This is a genomic window from Nostoc sp. UIC 10630 (assembly GCF_010747425.1).
Lineage (GTDB): Bacteria > Cyanobacteriota > Cyanobacteriia > Cyanobacteriales > Nostocaceae > Nostoc.
In genome coordinates this window covers 1-16,051 of record NZ_JAAGOG010000181.1, presented here as the reverse complement: position 1 = coordinate 16,051, position 16,051 = coordinate 1, and the positions used below count along the sequence as shown (strand labels likewise).

The following is a 16,051-nucleotide window of genomic DNA, read 5'->3' as shown; positions in this document are numbered from 1 at the left end:
GAATGGGGAATGGGGAATGGGGAATGGGGAGTTCAGTGGAAAGATGATTACTTCGACCTCTGAACTGGGAACTTCGACCTCTGAACACAGAATGTAAAGCATGAACCTTAAAACTTACTGTTCCCAATGCCCAATACCCAATACCCAATATCTTGATGAAAGGTAATTTTTTGTGGCGTTGTTATACGCAATACTAAGATATTCTTGCTTTCTGCCTCAAGATTGTCATGGTTCAATTCGATGAACAGCTACGCCGCTTAGTTACCGAAGCCTGTGGACACCCACTTGGAAGTCCTCAGCGTCAGAAGCTGCTCACGCAAATTATTCGCTTGACAGCAAATAGACTCTGGAGGGAAGGTACTCCCTACTATCAAGATGCACTACAACAAACTTGGTTGTATTTCTGCCGCAATGTTTGTGATGGTTTGACTGGTCAAATCTATGACCCCAACTATGGCAGTATCATTACCTGGCTAAATGCTTACCTAAAACGTAGACTACAAGACTTTTACATTAACCAGAACCGGGAACAAGCCACCACAGTGCCTCTTCGGGTTCGTCAGTCTACATCAGGTGGAACAAGCGAAACAATCGATCCTGTAGATAATCTCCCCGCTAGCCCCCAGGCACCTCCCATTTTGGAAGACTTGGAAACATGGGCTCAGACTGATTCTGAAGGAGAACTGCGCCGTACTTGTATTAAAGGACGACCAGATGTTAATTGTCAGGTGTTAATTCTTAAACGCCTGCCCCCTGAAGTTAGCTGGAAAGAATTATCTGAGGAGTTTACCTTGTCAATTCCGACGTTAAGCAGTTTTTATCAGCGCCAGTGTATACCACGTTTGCGTAAATTCGCTGAATCGGAGGGATTGTTTTAAACAAGGAAGAAGGAGAGCCAGTTCGTTGCAAACTTTCCCGAAGATAAAAAGACCTCTCCCTGGTTTGACTAACCAAAATCTATCTTTCTCCAAATCGGAGAGGGACAGACTTTAATAAAGTTCAAGACAGTGAGAGGTTATTATTAATTGTTGATAGATAAAATCCAATCCCCTAAAAGTTGATTTACTCTATCCGGTACTTCATCATGGGGACAATGACCGGCTGTTAAAAAGTGTTCCCTGAGTTCAGGATAATATTGACGAAATTTTTGAGAACGTTCTCTAGCATTCATCCAAGGGTCAGCTTCTCCCCACAACATTAATAGAGGACAAGTTAATTGCTTTAGTAGCACATCAACTTTTTCCCCTTGAGGAGTGCTGAAGACTGAAACAAACACATCCAACGCACCAGGATCGTAAGCAGGGCGAGAAATTTCTTCTATTAATTGGTCTGTAATGGCACTCTTGTCAAGATAAACTTTTTCTAGAGTTTGGCGAATTACCCAACGTTGTCGCACGTACTGAAATAACAAAAACTGGGCTAAAGGTTGTTGAAAAATCCACTTAGTGCCGTCACCAAGAAGTTTTTGCAAATTAGCCGATTGTTTGGGAGGCTGAATTTCTGATTGTAAAGCTTCAGGCTCAGATGTAGGCTGCCTTTCGCTAAAAGGCCCGGCGCTATTGAGCAAAACTAAACCAGCAGCACTGTCAGGACGCTGTGCTGCAACACACAAGCCAGCGTAGCCACCAAGGGAATTACCCGCTAATACTGCTTTTTGACCAATTACTTCACTGATAAAATCATGGAGTTGGTCGCGCCACAAGTCGCCACTGTACTGCAATTTTGGTTTTGCCGATCGCCCAAATCCCAAAAGGTCGATCGCAAATACTTCAAAATCTTGACACAATCCGGTGATATTTTTGCGCCAGTGGTCTGTGGAAGCACCAAATCCATGTACCAAAAGCAACGGCGGACGTTGCGCTTGCTTCTCTCCCGCACGCACATAGTAAACGTTGTGCCCGCGCCACTGCCAATATTTACCAGGAATTGGGGCTGTAGTTGCCTGCATGATTCAAAGAATTGTTAAGTAGCTTTAATAATTGTAGTGTAGAGCAGAGGGTTAGCTTTTGACTTTTGACCCTTGACCTGAAAAGAAAAAGATACAAGCCTCTAATATTATTTATGGAGATTGTAATTTTGACTTTTGAAAGTGCTGCTCCTATATGGTCTAAGAATATAAATCTAGCTATTCAAAAATAATAAATGCTTTCAAATTACCTCTTAAGAAAGATGATTTAAATTTCCCAATCTATCTTCAGGTAAATAGGAGAAAAATCAAGTTAGACGATAAAATATTTGAACAAATAAAAATCACCTTACTAAAAGTAAATATATGTTAGGTATACTTTGGGGTATTGTTGTTGTACTGGTTGCTTTTTGGGCATTAGGATTAGCACTTCATATTGCTGGAAATTTAATTCATGCAGTATTACTTATAGCTATTGCACTTGCCATTTACAATTTTTTCAAAGCCCGTGATGTGTAAGAATTGGGTAAATGTGTAGTGATAATAAAGACTGGAATCCTTGCGTTATAAGAATTGAGCAGGGAAAAATCACTACTGATTTATTGACAAATGGCAAATGACAAATTGATTACAGGTAAAACTAAACTGCTAGGGGTAATTGGGCATCCGGTAGAACATTCGCTGTCGCCAGCAATGCATAATGCTGCGATCGCTAATTTAGGATTAGATTATGTTTATCTTCCCTTTCCCATAGCACCAGAGAATTTAGAAGTAGCGATCGCAGGCTTTGCCGCTATTGGTGTTGTCGGCTTTAGTGTTACAATCCCGCACAAACAGGCAATCATGCCCCTGCTCTCAGAAATTACCCCTCTTGCTCAAATGATAGGGGCTGTGAATACAGTTAGTCGCCAAAATAACCAATGGGTGGGGACAAACACGGATATAGAAGGATTTATCGCCCCTTTGCAGACAACCTATCAGCAAGATTGGAGTCAGAAGGTAGCGGTGATTTTAGGCAATGGTGGCGCAGCCAGGGCAGTTGTCGCAGGTTGTCACCAACTAGGTTTTGCCAAAATTCATGTTGTTGGGCGGAATGTGCAAAGATTACAAGAATTCCGCGATAGTTGGAGCAATTCACCTATAAGTGAAAATTTGCAAGTTCACCAATGGGAGGAACTTTCAAAGCTAATTCCCCAAGCTAATCTGCTGGTAAACACAACCCCCATAGGGATGTATCCCAAGGTTGATGAGTCGCCTTTGAGTGGAGAAGAAATAGCGAATTTACCAACAGGTGCGATCGCTTACGATTTAATATATATCCCTAAACCAACGCAATTTCTAAAGCAAGCTGAAAAACAAGGTGCAATTGCGATCAATGGCTTAGAAATGCTAGTCCAGCAAGGGGTAGCAGCATTAAAAATTTGGTTGCAGCAGGAAAATGTACCTGTAGAAGTGATGCGCCAAGCTTTGCAAAAGCATTTGGGTTTAAGTTGATAGAGAAATAATTCCCCTGAGAGGTTGTTTGAAAAGTATTTCACTGTAACTTTAGACACTTTTAGATCCCCCCTAACCCCCCTTAAAAAGGGGGGAACTGGAATTAAAGCCCCCCTTAAAAAAGGGGGGTTGGGGGGATCGATAACGTTTTGCTACCGACGAAAGGACTTTTAAAACATCCTCTGAGCTAGATTGCTTTTAGTGATAGCTTTTTAAAATGCGTAAGTAGCTCTTAAAGTGTGTCTATAAACCTTGTTTACATGAGGTTTATAGACACACAGATAGGTGATAAAAAACAAGTGGTTGTATAACCCACGTTCGTGGGCTAGCCTTTTAATGCCAAAGACGCTGCGCTAACGGTAACGTCAAGGGCGAATGTTTGTGTAGCCGCGATATGCCATTCACTGGGGCTATTTATTTGCTTTGCAGTCATTATTACCGCATTCTAATTTATGTTTCCCAAGCCCCAAATAGTTTTTTCATGGCTTGTATTATTACTAAGTTTTACAAGTCTGTTTCTCAGTTCTTGGATTCTTCTTCCGGCTCCAAATATGTCTTTACTCACCCTAGCGGTGGGAGCGCCAGAAGTCAGCCCTTGGTTATTTTTACTAAATTTATTCTCTTTATTGCTTTCTTTTTTCTGCATCCGTCGCTATAAAATACGGCGTTTAACTTCCATTTTCAGTTCAATAGGATTGCTAATTTGTGCATGGGTGCTAGTGAATATCCCGCTAACTCAAATGCAGATGGATAAAGCAATGAAGCAAGGTTTGGGAACGGATTATCTAGAGCAAATTCCAGTCCAAGTAAGGGCTAAAATGCAAACCAATCCCTTTGATTTAGTGAATTCTTTTCGGGGTATTGCATTAGGTAAAATCCGTTATCAAAAAGATATTCTTTTTGCTTCCCCTGCGGGAGTGCCTTTAAAAATGGAAGTTTACCAACCCCCACAGGTAGGGAAATATCCAGCAGTGATAGTGATTTATGGTGGAGCTTGGCAATATGGCAACCCTCACGCCAATTCTGAGTTTAATCAATATATCGCTCATCAGGGATATACAGTATTTGCCATCGACTATCGACACGCACCGAAATATCAGTTTCCAACTCAGTTAGATGACGTGCGTACAGCGTTAAATTTTATTCGCAAAAATGCAGCAGCTTATGAAGCCGATCCAGAACGTATGGTACTTATAGGACGTTCTGCGGGAGCGCACCTAGCAATGTTAGCGGCTTATCAACCAGATGCACCACCCATTCGGGCTGTAGTCAACTATTATGGCCCTGTTAACTTACCTGGAGGATATAAAACACCGCCATTTCCCGATCCGATCAACACCCGCGCTGTTTTAAAAGCATTTATGGGTGGTTCATTAGAAGAATTGCCTAATCAATATAAAATTGCTTCACCGATAAATTACTTGACGCACCCTTTACCACCAACCTTATTAATTTACGGCAGTCGTGATCATTTGGTAGAAGCTCGATTTGGAAGACAGATGTACGAAAGTTTACATAACTCTGGTAATACTGCGGTTTTTCTACAAATTCCTTGGGCAGAACACGCTTTTGATGCAGTTTTCAACGGTGTGAGCAATCAATTAGCGTTGTATCATACCGAGAGGTTTTTGGCTTGGGCGTTGTTTAAGCAATAATTTTATTAACATAGAGCAGCATTCAGAGCATAAAGACTTATTCACGAGTATCAAAGACTCATCAACGGAGTTCTGAGGTGGATGAACGAGTATCAAAGGTGGATTAATCCAGTTCAAAGGTGGATGAACGAGTATCAAAGGTGGATGAATCCAGTTCAAAGGTGGATGAACGAGTATTAAAGGTGGATGAATGGAGTTCTGAGCCTCATTAACGAAGTTCAAAGGCTCATTTAAATTTAATCAGTACTCAGCACCTTACTATTTTTGCGGCCAACGCCAGTTATAGCGATTCCATTCGTAGATTCCTTGAATTTCATACTCAGCACCGTTGAAGAAGCGGACGACGCAGTTAGTAGAGGAATCATCGCGCTCTCTAATTTCCTCGACCTTAATCACCATACAAGGAAACCATTCGCGCTTACAAGGCCCATCTTTTTGCACCCATTCCCATAGTGCATTGGAAACTTCAATGCGATCGCCTACTCTTAACTTTAGTGCATCCTCAAAATAAGAATACTTATCAAAATGGCATGACTCAACACGATTGAGCCACTGTAAACCATAGCGTTCCCGGATAAATTGTACTGTTCCAGAGTCATTTTCTAGCAGCCAGTCATTAAGTAATTGCACTTTCCAAGTGCGATTGCGCTGTTCTTCATCTTTAACAAACTGTAAAAATGCTTCTAACTCTTCTGGTGTAAGTTCGTCTAAAGGATTAGCAATATCTGATGCCCTAGAGATAGAATTTCCCTGAATTTGCTCGACCACTTGCAGTAAAATCTGTTTCTGCGTGTCAGTGAGAGGACAGCTTGCTGCATCACAATCATTAAAGGCTGCGAGCATAGATGCTTCAATCTCATCTGGAGTCATAAGTTAATCGCAATTGAGGGTTTATTTCCCTAATTATTACTTTTTCTAGAGTGTGTAGGGGAGTTTTGATAACTCCTATGCGGATATCACAAGAATCCTACCTCTGATAACAGTGGGTACAAAAGGTTAAATTAAAGTCTTCAATCCTGTTGTAGTTAAATTCAGGTAAGCTGAGGTTATAAGTTACATATTTTTGGATTAAGTAACGGGGTCTTGTATGCGGTTGCGGTCACTCACGGTCGTTTTTATTTCCTGTATCATCGCCTTGCTATCGTGGGTGATTACTCCCCCTGCTATAGCTTTGACACAGATTAAATTATTTGATGTTTCTTATAAAGATTGTCCACCAGAACTGGCACAAGGGGCTGTTATAAGTAGTGGTAGCGCGGCTGCCAATTGTTTTATTGTCATTGGCAAAGCAGAAAATGGCACTAATAAAACAGTCTACGACGCAGATATTTTTGGACGCATCTATGATGCCAACAATGACTCAGTGATGCAAAACCGCACTCGATTAGGTTCTATTACTGAAGTGCCGCCAGGGATTAGCGATTTTCAACTGAGAATTACTGTACCAGCAAATCAACCGACTCCGTTGAAGCTGAAGCAGTTTAAGGCTGCTGGATTTAGTGGTCAAGTGCGTAGGTAAAAGCAAGCTGTCGCGCATTTAATTTGCATAACTAATGCCCACCCCACAAAAAATTTATTTTTGGCGGATACAAATTAAAAGATTTTTAGCTTACCAATTTTAGATTTGAGATTTAGGAGTCGTGCGTTATTCCGCACAAGAAGAGGTTTTCCAGTCAGTATTTTAGACGCAATAAAAATTGTAGAGACGCAAATTTTAATTTGCGTCTCTACAAAAGTTTTTATTGGGGTAGCAATCAAAATCCTTGCGCGAATGGCAAACGAGCTAAGGTTCTCAGAAGATCGCCAGCTAAGTTGAGTGCTAAGAAAGCTAAGATCGGAGAAAAATCCATACCGCCCAATGGGGGAATAATTGAGCGGAATAGATTCAAATAAGGATCGCTGATCTGGGCTAAAGCGGCAAATGGCTGGTTATACCAGTTGATTGTCGGGAACCAGGTCAGCAAAACCCGGATAATTAGTAAATAGCTATAAAAGGTGACAAAGGTAACTAGTGTGGTAATCAGTAAACTCATAGATGGCTTGGTTTCCTACTAAGTGTCAAACGCGGTCTTGTCTTTCTAATTTTAATTTAGTCTATGTCATGGAGTTTGCAGATTTACCACTGGCCACACAAGACATTTTCACCACGCCTGAACTAATTTCAGGAGTCTTTAGTGAGGGTGCGATCCTTGCTGGCTTGGGGTGAATCGCCATTTACATTTCCTAGCTGCTTTCGCACATCATCAATTGTGGCATTTAGCTGGGCAATTTTATCTTCTAGCGATCGCCTAGCTGTTTCTATGCCGATGCTCTCACTCTCTGAGGCTTTCATCTGACGGCGCTTTGCTGCTATTTTTTTCGCTTCGACTTGGCTATCCGTCAGTTCTACCTCGTCGTCTGCTAGCAATTCTGGATTGCGTCGAGAAGCTATCAGTGCGCCGATAACACCGCCAAATACGCCACCGACAAAGGCCCCTGCTAAAAAACCACTGCCAAAACCATCTCGTTGACTCATATCTTTACCGCCTTCAACAAACCTTGCAACTTTTACAGTAGTTATGCTATCTTTATCTGCCCTAGCTGCATACTAGCTTAAGTCCCAAATGTGCGATCGCCTGCATCTCCTAATCCCGGTACAATAAACCCCTTACTGTTGAGTTTTTCGTCAATAGTAGCGGTGTAAACGATTAAACCTGGATAAGCTTCACTCAGTTTTTGCAAAGCTGGTGGAGCCGCCACTACGCAAACAATCCTGGTCAGGGAAGGATCGGCACCCCGTTGTGTTAATTCTGCCATTGTAGCCATGATCGACCCTCCTGTTGCCAACATGGGATCGGTAATTAACACTCGTGTTTGGGGGTCAAATTTTTCTGGCAACTTGTTTAGATAACAATGAGGTTGGAGTGTTTCTTCATCTCGCGCCAAGCCAAGATGATAAACCGATGCTAAAGGTAATAAAGTCTGCGCTCCTTCAAGCAATCCTAGTCCAGCCCGCAGAATCGGTACTACTGCTACTGGTATTTGCGGATCGATCACAGTTGCTGGACAGGTATCCAAAGGAGTCTGTACTGCTGTTTCTTGCGTCGGCAACCAGTCTCGCGCAGCTTCATAAGTCAGCCATCTTCCCAACTCAGTCATGGCGCTGCGAAATAATACTGAAGGCGTGCCTGCATCACGGGCGACTGCCAGCCAGTGTTTGATCAGGGGATGGGGTGGAACATAAACGCGCAATTGTAGCGTCATAGCCAGAAATAGGCGACTTTTTATTGTACAAGAACTGAAACACCATAATACTCTTTCCTGCATCCGGCTGACAGCTAAAATTAATACTCTCCAATTTATTGAGAAATTATTTCATTAGTAGTTGACATCTATTCTCAATCAAAGCTATATTATTATCCAGTGTTCTCCTCTCTTTTAAGGATCGGCAGACGGGATTGGCCAGCAGTAGCAGGCTCATCCCTCTTTTTTTTGATTGGTCATTGGTCATTTGTCATTAGTTAAATTAAATATTGATTGACTCTAGACAAAGGACAAATACTTCTCTACGTTCGCGCAGCGTGTCGCAGACAGACGCTACGCGTTAGCGGAGCTTTCGCTTTAGCGATACGCTCAGTACAAAGGACAAAGGACAAATGACTAATGACTAATGACGCAATCGTGATTGGGTCTGGTATTGGCGGATTAGTAACAGCGACCCAACTAGCAGCTAAGGGGGCGAAAGTGCTGGTGCTGGAACGTTATTTGATTCCAGGTGGTAGCGCTGGTTATTTTGAACGCCAAGGCTATCGATTTGATGTTGGTGCATCGATGATTTTTGGGCTGGGACAAAACGGCACTACAAACTTACTTACCCGCGCTTTGGCAGCTGTGAATGTTAGCCAAGATGCGATCGCAGATCCGGTACAGATTCACTATCATCTACCCCAAGGTTTAGACCTGAAGGTTGACCGGGTTTATGAAAAATTTTTGCAAAATCTTATTGCTCATTTTCCCCATGAAGAAAAAGGGATTCGTCGCTTTTATGACGAATGCCAAAAAGTATTCAAGTGTCTCAACAGCATGGATTTACTGTCCTTGGAAGAACCTCGGTATTTACTGCGGGTATTTTTCCAGCATCCCTTGGCGTGTCTCGGTTTAGTTAAGTATCTGCCCCAAAATGCTGGGGATTTTGCCAGACGCTACATCAAAGATCCTAAACTATTAAAATTTATCGATATGGAATGTTATTGCTGGTCGGTGGTTCCGTCAGACATGACACCAATGATTAATGCTGGGATGGTCTTTTCTGACAGGCATTATGGCGGAGTTAACTATCCCAAAGGCGGAGTAGGACAAATTGCCCAAAAACTGGTGGAAGGTCTAGAGAAAGCTGGGGGTAAGATTCAGTACAAAGCTAGAGTCACGAAAATCCTCACAGAAAAGGGAAAAGCGGTAGGTGTGCAACTAGCGAATGGTAAAGTATATCGGGGTAAACGCATAGTTTCTAACGCCACACGCTGGGATACGTTTGAGCAACTACTACCAGCAGAAGAAATGCCACTTAATGAGAAAAAATGGCAACAGAATTATCAAAAATCTCCCAGCTTCTTGAGTTTACATATAGGGGTAAAAGAGTCAGTTTTACCAGTGGGGACAGAGTGCCACCATATTTTGCTGGAAGGTTGGGAAAATATGACAGCGGTGGAAGGGACAATTTTTGTTTCGATTCCCACATTGCTTGATTCAGATTTAGCACCAAGTGGATATCACATCATTCATGCCTTCACGCCTCACTGGATTGATGATTGGCAAGAACTTTCTCCAAGCGAGTACGAGGCGAAGAAAGAAGAGGCGGCTGGGCGAATTATTGACCGCCTAGAGAAGATTTTTCCTGGCTTAGATGCTGGATTGGATTATCTAGAGGTAGGTACACCCCGCACCCATCGCCGCTTTTTGGGTCGTCAGGATGGCACTTATGGGCCAATTCCCAGGCGTAAGCTGCGGGGGTTATTGAAGATGCCCTTTAATCGCACAGCCATTCCAGGACTTTATTGTGTCGGGGATAGTACCTTTCCTGGTCAGGGATTGAATGCAGTAGCTTTTTCTGGGTTTGCTTGCGCCCACCGGATTGCTGTAGATTTAGGATTTTAATGCGATCGCAGCGCTTGGCTGCTAATCTGAGAAAATTAAATATTAACCCAGATGAGTTAGTTTAATTATTTTGGTACTTACCTTTAGATAGATAGGGTAAACCCTATACGGTTGCTCGTCAAAAATCGCTTGCTAGTAATGAAAAATAAAACTTTATATACGAAAAATCTAAGGCGCATTTTTGATTTATTTTGTCAATGTGTAATCTCTAGTATCAGCAAATAAATTAGCAAGGCCTTCTCAGGGCTTAATATATATTCATGCTTTCAGTAGATGCTGTTATGACTTTATCAATGCGACTATGTATATGTTCTCGAACAATAAATAGTTGCTTTGTTGTTAAGATAAAAAATCAAATTTTATCTGACTATAGTAACTTTGGTTTTTAGCCAATTGTTTGATGTTTTGAGAAGGTAACACAATGAATAAAATCCTAAAACGCACACTTATACCCAGCCTCATGGCTGCAAGTTTAGCTGGTGTAACTTTGGTTCCCGCTAAACCGGCTGCTGCTGACGATCAAGTACTACGAGATGCAGGTATTGGGGCTGTTACCAATGTCGTCACCGGAGCCGTTAGGGGAAATGGTAGTGTATTAGGCAATGCTGTCAAAGGTGGTGTCACTGGTGCAGCTGTCAATGGTGCAAATGGTCTGAGAAACACTCGCAATCGCCATCACCGGAACATTGGTCAAGATGTTGGAGTCGGTGCAGGTGCTAGCGCAGTGACCGGCGTAGTTACTGGCGATAGCAGAGATACCCTTGGGAATGCTGTTGACGGTGCAGCTGTAGGTGCAGCAATCCATCTACTGACCAATGGCAAATAATTTGTAAATTCATCAGCGAAAATACTTTCCAATTGTTAACAGGTTCCACTTGTAAACACTACGAATTTATTCCTCCCCTAATTCCTCTCCTTTGAGGATGATCAAAGACAACCCCCTTTCCCTACTAGAGAAAGGGGGTTGGTGGGTTAGATTGATATTGGGATATACGCCACCGTCACATTTAGATGACGTTAGGCTTAATACTAAACTCTAGCCCTTCAACGCTTTTCTAAAGTTTCGACGATAGGATTGATTCGTAATAAACAAAGCTGGCCATAGCAAGGATAAACCAATGCGATTGGTCAAAGTTGGATTAAAATTAGTCCGTCCAAATCCATTCCAAAACTTCCAAACGCCACCTCCGTAAACCCCTATCAAGCCAATAACAATTAAAGTACCCATTCCTATCAACTCCGTTAGTAACTGACAGAATTTAAGTTAAGTTTTACCACACTAGTAGTTCGCCAAGTGAACTTGGCGGGGTAAAGGGAAGGGGGAAGGGGAAAAGGGTTTAAATCCCTTACCCTTTCCCCTTTGCCCTTTCCCCATCCCTCACTCAGCATTTTTGGGTTGGCAGACTACTAGGTAAGCACTTCATAAGCAACGCCGAGAAGGTATGACAAAACTCCCCAGTTTTTTACATCTAAGTCAGTTAAACACACATTCTCTGATTCCAGTGTAGAATAGCCCCATGCTTTGCAGCTAGCTAGAGGCTCATGTATTGCATTCCGTTAGAATCTGTGAGCTAAATGCACAAAGTCGTATTTGTGGCTAAAAGGTTGCTGTAGTGATAAAAAAGTATAAATTATGATGCTAAAAATTAAGCTTAGAGAACACAAAAACCTCATCTAATTTTAGATGTTGTGGGAGCGATCGCTGCCATAAACCCATACATTGCTACAAATGGGCAACAGAGACATTTCTTCTACTTATCATAACTTTCTGGTATACCCACTGGTGATAAGCCTGCGATCGCTCTGAGATTTTGGCAACGAATCAACTCAGTAAAATTTAAACCAGAACGCCCTTCAATTTTTGCTACCGCTTCAATTGCCAACAATAGGTGCTGCGCTGCTTCAGCTTCTGAATAACCGCGCCGTTGTGCGATGCGAATTGCTGCTGCATCGGCATTTAACTCTGACTCTTGAGATTTATTAGTGCGCCAGATCCGAAAAGCAGCGATCGCACTTAATCCCCCGGCTATGGCTACACCCACCACATCTGACTGTGATGCTTCTAATAAGCCGCCTATCATCCCCACTAGCACGACACCTTGATAAATGTCGGGTTTAAACCACTTCACCCCCGTCAACCAGCTAACCATCTGCAACAGCAGCAAATCTCGTTGCGCCTTTGCTAGGCAACGCCATAAATCGAAATTAATATATATTGGTCGCGTCTGATACCAGGGTTGGGGAAAGGACGCATCAATCACTTTTGCCTGTTCCGGCTTACTAACAATTTTTGTCGTCATCCGGCCAGAAGCAGGCATTACATCTAATAAACGGCGAATTTCAACATTTGGCTCCATAAATTTAATTATTAGCCATAATGTGCATAGTAATTATTTTAGTTACCATTTGTGTTAACCTTTGATTTGTGAGATGCTCTCGCAATCTTTCTAAATAGTTATTCTATTAGTAAAAATCTCTCTAAATGGCGATTTGTAAATAGTTTAGACAAAGCCATAAGAATATTGATAAAGCAGTTTGATAGTGTGGCGGGATTTTATAGTATCCGTTTGCCCCCAAATTCAAAACCTGAAAGTTTTGGATAACCATTGATATTACTGAACGATATGGACGCTTTTGCTACCCTCCCACCTGAATGGACGAATCAGGCAATACACGCTTATGAATTTTGCTGTCCTAATTGCCACTCAACTAGCCGAGAAGCTGAAAAAGTTTGGCTAAATCGGCGTTCGCCTGTACTTACAGAAGACCGTCGTCGCAAATGGCAAGAGTTCTATTATTGCCACTGTACTACTGTGTGGTGGGCTTGGAGTAATGATCGCCCCCCTAAAGATATATCCAATCAGCCAGATTATAATGCTACATAGCTAATTTTTTCCCTGAGCAAAAGCCCACCTCAAGGCGGGCTTTTGTTTATCTAATTCTGAGCTTTATTTGCCATCACCAATTTTAGAAGGTGAAGGTAGTACGCAGAGTACCTACATAGATGGTATCGTTAGCGTCGTTGTGTTCAGGATTGAAGATTACCAACAAGCCAGGCGTGACCTGGATATTATCAGAAACCTTGAACTTGTAAAGACCCTCTAAGTGATAAGAGGTATCGGTGTCCAAGTTATTAACTGTTTTGATGCTGCCACCAGTAACTTTGGGTGGTTGACCAAAGATAACACCTAAAACGTTGCCTTCTCCACCTAAGTCTTTTAAAGCAAGCGATCCAGCCCAGTACCAAAGGTCTGCATCTCTACCAACGTTAACACCACTCCTAGCATCAGCAGTTGTATAACCTCCCCAACCACTAATAGCCAACTTAGAGCCAAGTTGGAATGTCGCTTCTACACCATAGTTGTTAGATTCAGTACGAGCACCAGTTCCAAAGGGGTTATTGGCAAAGGTGCTACCTGTACCTTGGAAAAGGCTGTTGGCAGCATTGCCAGCGAAGTAACTACGGGCATAGGTCAAACCAATATTGAAGGCTTTGGTGGGTTTGAAAGTTAATTGACCAAAGATAGTGTTATCGCCATCAAACAGACCGTTACTAAGTCCGGGATTATTAGCACCAAAGACACCATTACCAGTTGAAGGTGCTAAATAAGCACCAGTCAAGCTGATAGCTTCGTTAGGATTGAAAGTAACAGTCAAGCCAGCACCATTTTGACCTTGACGGTAGATGGGGCTGAAACGTCCATATCGAGATAGCGCACCTCTACCAGAACTTGCAAAGTCAGGGTTAAAGGTGTTTACGTTTTCATACAACTCACCGCCACTAGCGTCAATCTTGACACGCACTGCGTCAGTGAAGTTGAAAGCATAGTTAATTTTATCGATCACAACAGAGTTGTTGCTATCTCCATCATAACCCAATCGGGTCATGTTGGTACCACTACCGCTTGCCACACCACCAACAACACTACCAACGTTGGAAACGATATTGCCCGCATTTAAACGGATTTGCAACTGGTCTTTACCAGTGAAACTGCTGTACAAGTTCAAACGCACCCGATCAGAGAAAACAGTGTTGCTGTTTAAGTCTGGATTATTGTTAGGGTCGGCATCTGTATCAGCCCTATTTCCACCAAAAACATCAGACACGTTGAAAATTGCTTCCCCAACCAACTTGGTGGTAGTGGAGAACTGATTAGCTTCAAGTTCAGAAGTGCGGGCTTCTAATCCATCCACACGACCGCGCAGAGTTGCTAATTCAGCAGAATATTCTTCTTGTAAACGCTGTAAAGTAGCTAAATCTTGTTTGCTGACTAAATCAGCAGTAGCCGTAGCAATCAGTTCGTTAACCCGATCTAAACAGGCATTCAAACCTGCGGCAAATTCATAACGGGTCAAAGCACGGTTCCCACGATAGGTACTGTTAGGATAACCTGCAATACAGCCGTAGCGCTCAACTAGAGATTGTAAAGCTTGGAATGCCCAATCTGTGGGTTGCACATCTGAAAATTGCGAAACTGATGTTACCTGACTCATCTCATTAGAGTCTTGAGCTTCAGATAACTGGGCAGCATTTGTTACTTGTTCGTTGACTTCAGCAGCTAGAGCGCTATTAGCAACAAAAAATGTCGCAGCTACAATAACTGGACTAACTTTAAAAAGATTCCAGAATCGCTTCGTCATGTTTATACTCTCACTCACACCTAAATAACCAGACCACTGTAAAATGCTTATAGCACTTTACGTTCGGGAATTCCACACACAATCACAGACACGATTATACATTACAATCTGTGAATTTTACAAGCAATTCAGCTAACATACTGCTGAACCATAATTTTTAATTAGTTTATTTGGTAAACGCAAAATAATGCGGCGTTTGTGACGTAGAACTGTTCCTTCTTCTTCCAATTGTTGTAAGAGGCGAGTAACTGTTACTCGCGTGGTATTTAATACTTCAGCAATATCTTGATGGGTAACATTTAAATCAATTAGTTTTCCCTTATCTATATCACGTCCAAATTTTTCACTTAACCACACCAAAAATTGCCATAAGCGTAGCGAAATTGGTTTTCGATGCACAATACTTAGTAGATCCTCTGCCTGTTGAATATGGGACAACAAAGCATTAATATCTTGATGCCATAAATGAGGAGGTACAATGCTTACTTCCACGCCTGTGAGACATTCAATTTGGTAGGGCTTGACCCTAGATAAAGGATAGCCAATCAGATCCCCTAATCCCCAATAACCGAGAGTGATGAATGTTCCATCTTCACTCCACGTTAAAGTACGAACGGCACCGTATTCAATACGCCAAAGTACATCATTTTGAAGTGGAATTACTTCCCTACGGGTAAATATCTGCTGGGGTAATTGTCCGCCGAAAGCAGAGCTATTTGACACGGCAGAAGAGTTTGAAGTAGGAGTTGTAGAATATATCATTAACAGTAACTACATAATTATCAGGGAATCTCGATATTTAAAATGATAAGAAACTCTAATAATTTGTATAAAACAAAATCCACCTGTGTATCTAATTATGTGTATTTTTAGCCATGAGAGCTAGAGACTAACTCAAAATCTTTTCATTGAAACAACTTCTTGTTTTAAGTATCTATGAGTTAGATAGATACTTAAATTTTTTTCAGTTGTTTATCTGTTACTTTAGTTGTGCAAGTTTAAGAATAGGTAAGCTTTTAGTAAAATATTTAGTTAAATTATTTTTATTGAGCAAGTTTTCAACCGAAAAAATTGGGTTTCTCTCGCTCCTATACTCCGTATGGGAACGAGCGAAACCGCATTAAGCTAAGTCATTAAGACTTGTGTATAGGAATCATATTTGATTTTTGAAAAAGACTACGAGATAATACTGAGGTAAATATCGGTCTAAGAGTGAACCATG

Annotated in this window: 17 protein-coding genes; 8 read left to right on the top strand and 9 right to left on the bottom strand. The window is 41.9% G+C overall.

Annotated features, from left to right (window positions below):
* Window positions 1-227: 227 nt before the first annotated feature.
* On the top strand, window positions 228-878 hold the full coding sequence (locus G1O98_RS29785) for a sigma-70 family RNA polymerase sigma factor (RefSeq protein WP_163935805.1): 651 nt from the start codon (window positions 228-230) through the stop codon (window positions 876-878).
* 143 nt (window positions 879-1,021) lie between these two features.
* Here the strand turns inward: G1O98_RS29785 and G1O98_RS29780 are convergent, their stop codons facing one another.
* Window positions 1,022-1,948, bottom strand: a complete 927-nt coding sequence (locus tag G1O98_RS29780) for an alpha/beta fold hydrolase (protein ID WP_163935802.1) — start codon at window positions 1,946-1,948, stop codon at window positions 1,022-1,024.
* A 324-nt stretch (window positions 1,949-2,272) separates the two neighbouring features.
* On the opposite strand from G1O98_RS29780, the gene G1O98_RS29775 reads away from it, so the two are divergent.
* The 3 genes from G1O98_RS29775 to G1O98_RS29765 all read left to right on the top strand — a co-directional run bounded on the left by G1O98_RS29775 (window position 2,273) and on the right by G1O98_RS29765 (window position 5,055).
* The gene (locus tag G1O98_RS29775) at window positions 2,273-2,425 is read left to right on the top strand and encodes a lmo0937 family membrane protein (protein ID WP_163935799.1); all 153 of its coding nucleotides are present in this window, start codon (window positions 2,273-2,275) and stop codon (window positions 2,423-2,425) included.
* Between the two features lie 90 nt (window positions 2,426-2,515).
* Window positions 2,516-3,400, top strand: coding sequence for a shikimate dehydrogenase (locus tag G1O98_RS29770; RefSeq protein ID WP_163935796.1), 885 nt, complete (start codon window positions 2,516-2,518; stop codon window positions 3,398-3,400).
* A 452-nt stretch (window positions 3,401-3,852) separates the two neighbouring features.
* A complete protein-coding gene (locus G1O98_RS29765) occupies window positions 3,853-5,055 on the top strand; it encodes an alpha/beta hydrolase (RefSeq protein WP_163935794.1) in 1,203 nt (400 codons plus the stop codon).
* 258 nt (window positions 5,056-5,313) lie between these two features.
* Here the strand turns inward: G1O98_RS29765 and G1O98_RS29760 are convergent, their stop codons facing one another.
* Window positions 5,314-5,925, bottom strand: coding sequence for a hypothetical protein (locus tag G1O98_RS29760; protein WP_163935791.1), 612 nt, complete (start codon window positions 5,923-5,925; stop codon window positions 5,314-5,316).
* Window positions 5,926-6,142: 217 nt separating this feature from the next.
* Here G1O98_RS29760 and G1O98_RS29755 point away from each other — a divergent pair, with 217 nt between their 5' ends.
* Window positions 6,143-6,574 (top strand): biotin carboxylase, encoded by a 432-nt coding sequence (locus tag G1O98_RS29755; RefSeq protein WP_163935789.1) that lies wholly within the window; start codon window positions 6,143-6,145, stop codon window positions 6,572-6,574.
* Between the two features lie 235 nt (window positions 6,575-6,809).
* Here G1O98_RS29755 and G1O98_RS29750 read toward each other — a convergent pair whose 3' ends face one another.
* The 3 genes from G1O98_RS29750 to upp form a co-directional block, all read right to left on the bottom strand.
* Window positions 6,810-7,088 carry a YggT family protein gene (locus G1O98_RS29750; RefSeq protein WP_012410570.1) on the bottom strand — a complete coding sequence of 93 codons (279 nt, stop codon included), beginning with the start codon at window positions 7,086-7,088 and terminating at the stop codon, window positions 6,810-6,812.
* A 128-nt stretch (window positions 7,089-7,216) separates the two neighbouring features.
* A complete protein-coding gene (locus G1O98_RS29745; RefSeq protein ID WP_163935787.1) occupies window positions 7,217-7,570 on the bottom strand; it encodes a hypothetical protein in 354 nt (117 codons plus the stop codon).
* Window positions 7,571-7,647: 77 nt separating this feature from the next.
* A complete protein-coding gene (upp, locus tag G1O98_RS29740) occupies window positions 7,648-8,298 on the bottom strand; it encodes a uracil phosphoribosyltransferase (RefSeq protein WP_041566344.1) in 651 nt (216 codons plus the stop codon).
* A gap of 399 nt (window positions 8,299-8,697) precedes the next feature.
* Here upp and crtH point away from each other — a divergent pair, with 399 nt between their 5' ends.
* Together crtH and G1O98_RS29730 are read left to right on the top strand one after the other, a co-directional pair.
* Complete coding sequence (gene crtH / locus G1O98_RS29735; protein WP_163935785.1) at window positions 8,698-10,188, top strand: carotenoid isomerase; 1,491 nt, start codon at window positions 8,698-8,700, stop codon at window positions 10,186-10,188.
* A gap of 421 nt (window positions 10,189-10,609) precedes the next feature.
* Entirely contained in the window at window positions 10,610-11,014 is a 405-nt protein-coding gene (locus tag G1O98_RS29730) for a hypothetical protein (protein WP_163935783.1), read from the top strand.
* A gap of 210 nt (window positions 11,015-11,224) precedes the next feature.
* On the opposite strand, the gene G1O98_RS40275 is transcribed toward G1O98_RS29730, so the two are convergent.
* Together G1O98_RS40275 and G1O98_RS29725 are read right to left on the bottom strand one after the other, a co-directional pair.
* Window positions 11,225-11,416 (bottom strand): hypothetical protein, encoded by a 192-nt coding sequence (locus G1O98_RS40275; RefSeq protein ID WP_012410565.1) that lies wholly within the window; start codon window positions 11,414-11,416, stop codon window positions 11,225-11,227.
* A gap of 523 nt (window positions 11,417-11,939) precedes the next feature.
* Window positions 11,940-12,545 (bottom strand): DUF3318 domain-containing protein, encoded by a 606-nt coding sequence (locus G1O98_RS29725; protein WP_163935781.1) that lies wholly within the window; start codon window positions 12,543-12,545, stop codon window positions 11,940-11,942.
* A 267-nt stretch (window positions 12,546-12,812) separates the two neighbouring features.
* Between G1O98_RS29725 and G1O98_RS29720 the strand changes: the two genes are divergently transcribed.
* Window positions 12,813-13,073, top strand: coding sequence for a hypothetical protein (locus G1O98_RS29720; RefSeq protein ID WP_163935779.1), 261 nt, complete (start codon window positions 12,813-12,815; stop codon window positions 13,071-13,073).
* Between the two features lie 82 nt (window positions 13,074-13,155).
* Here the strand turns inward: G1O98_RS29720 and G1O98_RS29715 are convergent, their stop codons facing one another.
* Window positions 13,156-14,829 carry an iron uptake porin gene (locus G1O98_RS29715; protein WP_163935777.1) on the bottom strand — a complete coding sequence of 558 codons (1,674 nt, stop codon included), beginning with the start codon at window positions 14,827-14,829 and terminating at the stop codon, window positions 13,156-13,158.
* 132 nt (window positions 14,830-14,961) lie between these two features.
* Window positions 14,962-15,591: a Crp/Fnr family transcriptional regulator gene (locus G1O98_RS29710; RefSeq protein WP_163935775.1), complete on the bottom strand. Its 630-nt coding sequence runs from the start codon at window positions 15,589-15,591 to the stop codon at window positions 14,962-14,964.
* Window positions 15,592-16,051: the final 460 nt, after the last annotated feature.

What these genes read in the sequence shown, in the direction of transcription:
- G1O98_RS29785 (WP_163935805.1), top strand. Translation starts at nt 228, where the DNA reads ATGGTTCAATTCGATGAACAGCTACGCCGCTTAGTTACCGAAGCCTGT.
- G1O98_RS29780 (WP_163935802.1), bottom strand. Translation starts at nt 1,948, where the DNA reads ATGCAGGCAACTACAGCCCCAATTCCTGGTAAATATTGGCAGTGGCGC.
- G1O98_RS29775 (WP_163935799.1), top strand. Translation starts at nt 2,273, where the DNA reads ATGTTAGGTATACTTTGGGGTATTGTTGTTGTACTGGTTGCTTTTTGG.
- G1O98_RS29770 (WP_163935796.1), top strand. Translation starts at nt 2,516, where the DNA reads ATGGCAAATGACAAATTGATTACAGGTAAAACTAAACTGCTAGGGGTA.
- G1O98_RS29765 (WP_163935794.1), top strand. Translation starts at nt 3,853, where the DNA reads ATGTTTCCCAAGCCCCAAATAGTTTTTTCATGGCTTGTATTATTACTA.
- G1O98_RS29760 (WP_163935791.1), bottom strand. Translation starts at nt 5,925, where the DNA reads ATGACTCCAGATGAGATTGAAGCATCTATGCTCGCAGCCTTTAATGAT.
- G1O98_RS29755 (WP_163935789.1), top strand. Translation starts at nt 6,143, where the DNA reads ATGCGGTTGCGGTCACTCACGGTCGTTTTTATTTCCTGTATCATCGCC.
- G1O98_RS29750 (WP_012410570.1), bottom strand. Translation starts at nt 7,088, where the DNA reads ATGAGTTTACTGATTACCACACTAGTTACCTTTGTCACCTTTTATAGC.
- G1O98_RS29745 (WP_163935787.1), bottom strand. Translation starts at nt 7,570, where the DNA reads ATGAGTCAACGAGATGGTTTTGGCAGTGGTTTTTTAGCAGGGGCCTTT.
- upp (WP_041566344.1), bottom strand. Translation starts at nt 8,298, where the DNA reads ATGACGCTACAATTGCGCGTTTATGTTCCACCCCATCCCCTGATCAAA.
- crtH (WP_163935785.1), top strand. Translation starts at nt 8,698, where the DNA reads ATGACTAATGACGCAATCGTGATTGGGTCTGGTATTGGCGGATTAGTA.
- G1O98_RS29730 (WP_163935783.1), top strand. Translation starts at nt 10,610, where the DNA reads ATGAATAAAATCCTAAAACGCACACTTATACCCAGCCTCATGGCTGCA.
- G1O98_RS40275 (WP_012410565.1), bottom strand. Translation starts at nt 11,416, where the DNA reads ATGGGTACTTTAATTGTTATTGGCTTGATAGGGGTTTACGGAGGTGGC.
- G1O98_RS29725 (WP_163935781.1), bottom strand. Translation starts at nt 12,545, where the DNA reads ATGGAGCCAAATGTTGAAATTCGCCGTTTATTAGATGTAATGCCTGCT.
- G1O98_RS29720 (WP_163935779.1), top strand. Translation starts at nt 12,813, where the DNA reads ATGGACGCTTTTGCTACCCTCCCACCTGAATGGACGAATCAGGCAATA.
- G1O98_RS29715 (WP_163935777.1), bottom strand. Translation starts at nt 14,829, where the DNA reads ATGACGAAGCGATTCTGGAATCTTTTTAAAGTTAGTCCAGTTATTGTA.
- G1O98_RS29710 (WP_163935775.1), bottom strand. Translation starts at nt 15,591, where the DNA reads ATGATATATTCTACAACTCCTACTTCAAACTCTTCTGCCGTGTCAAAT.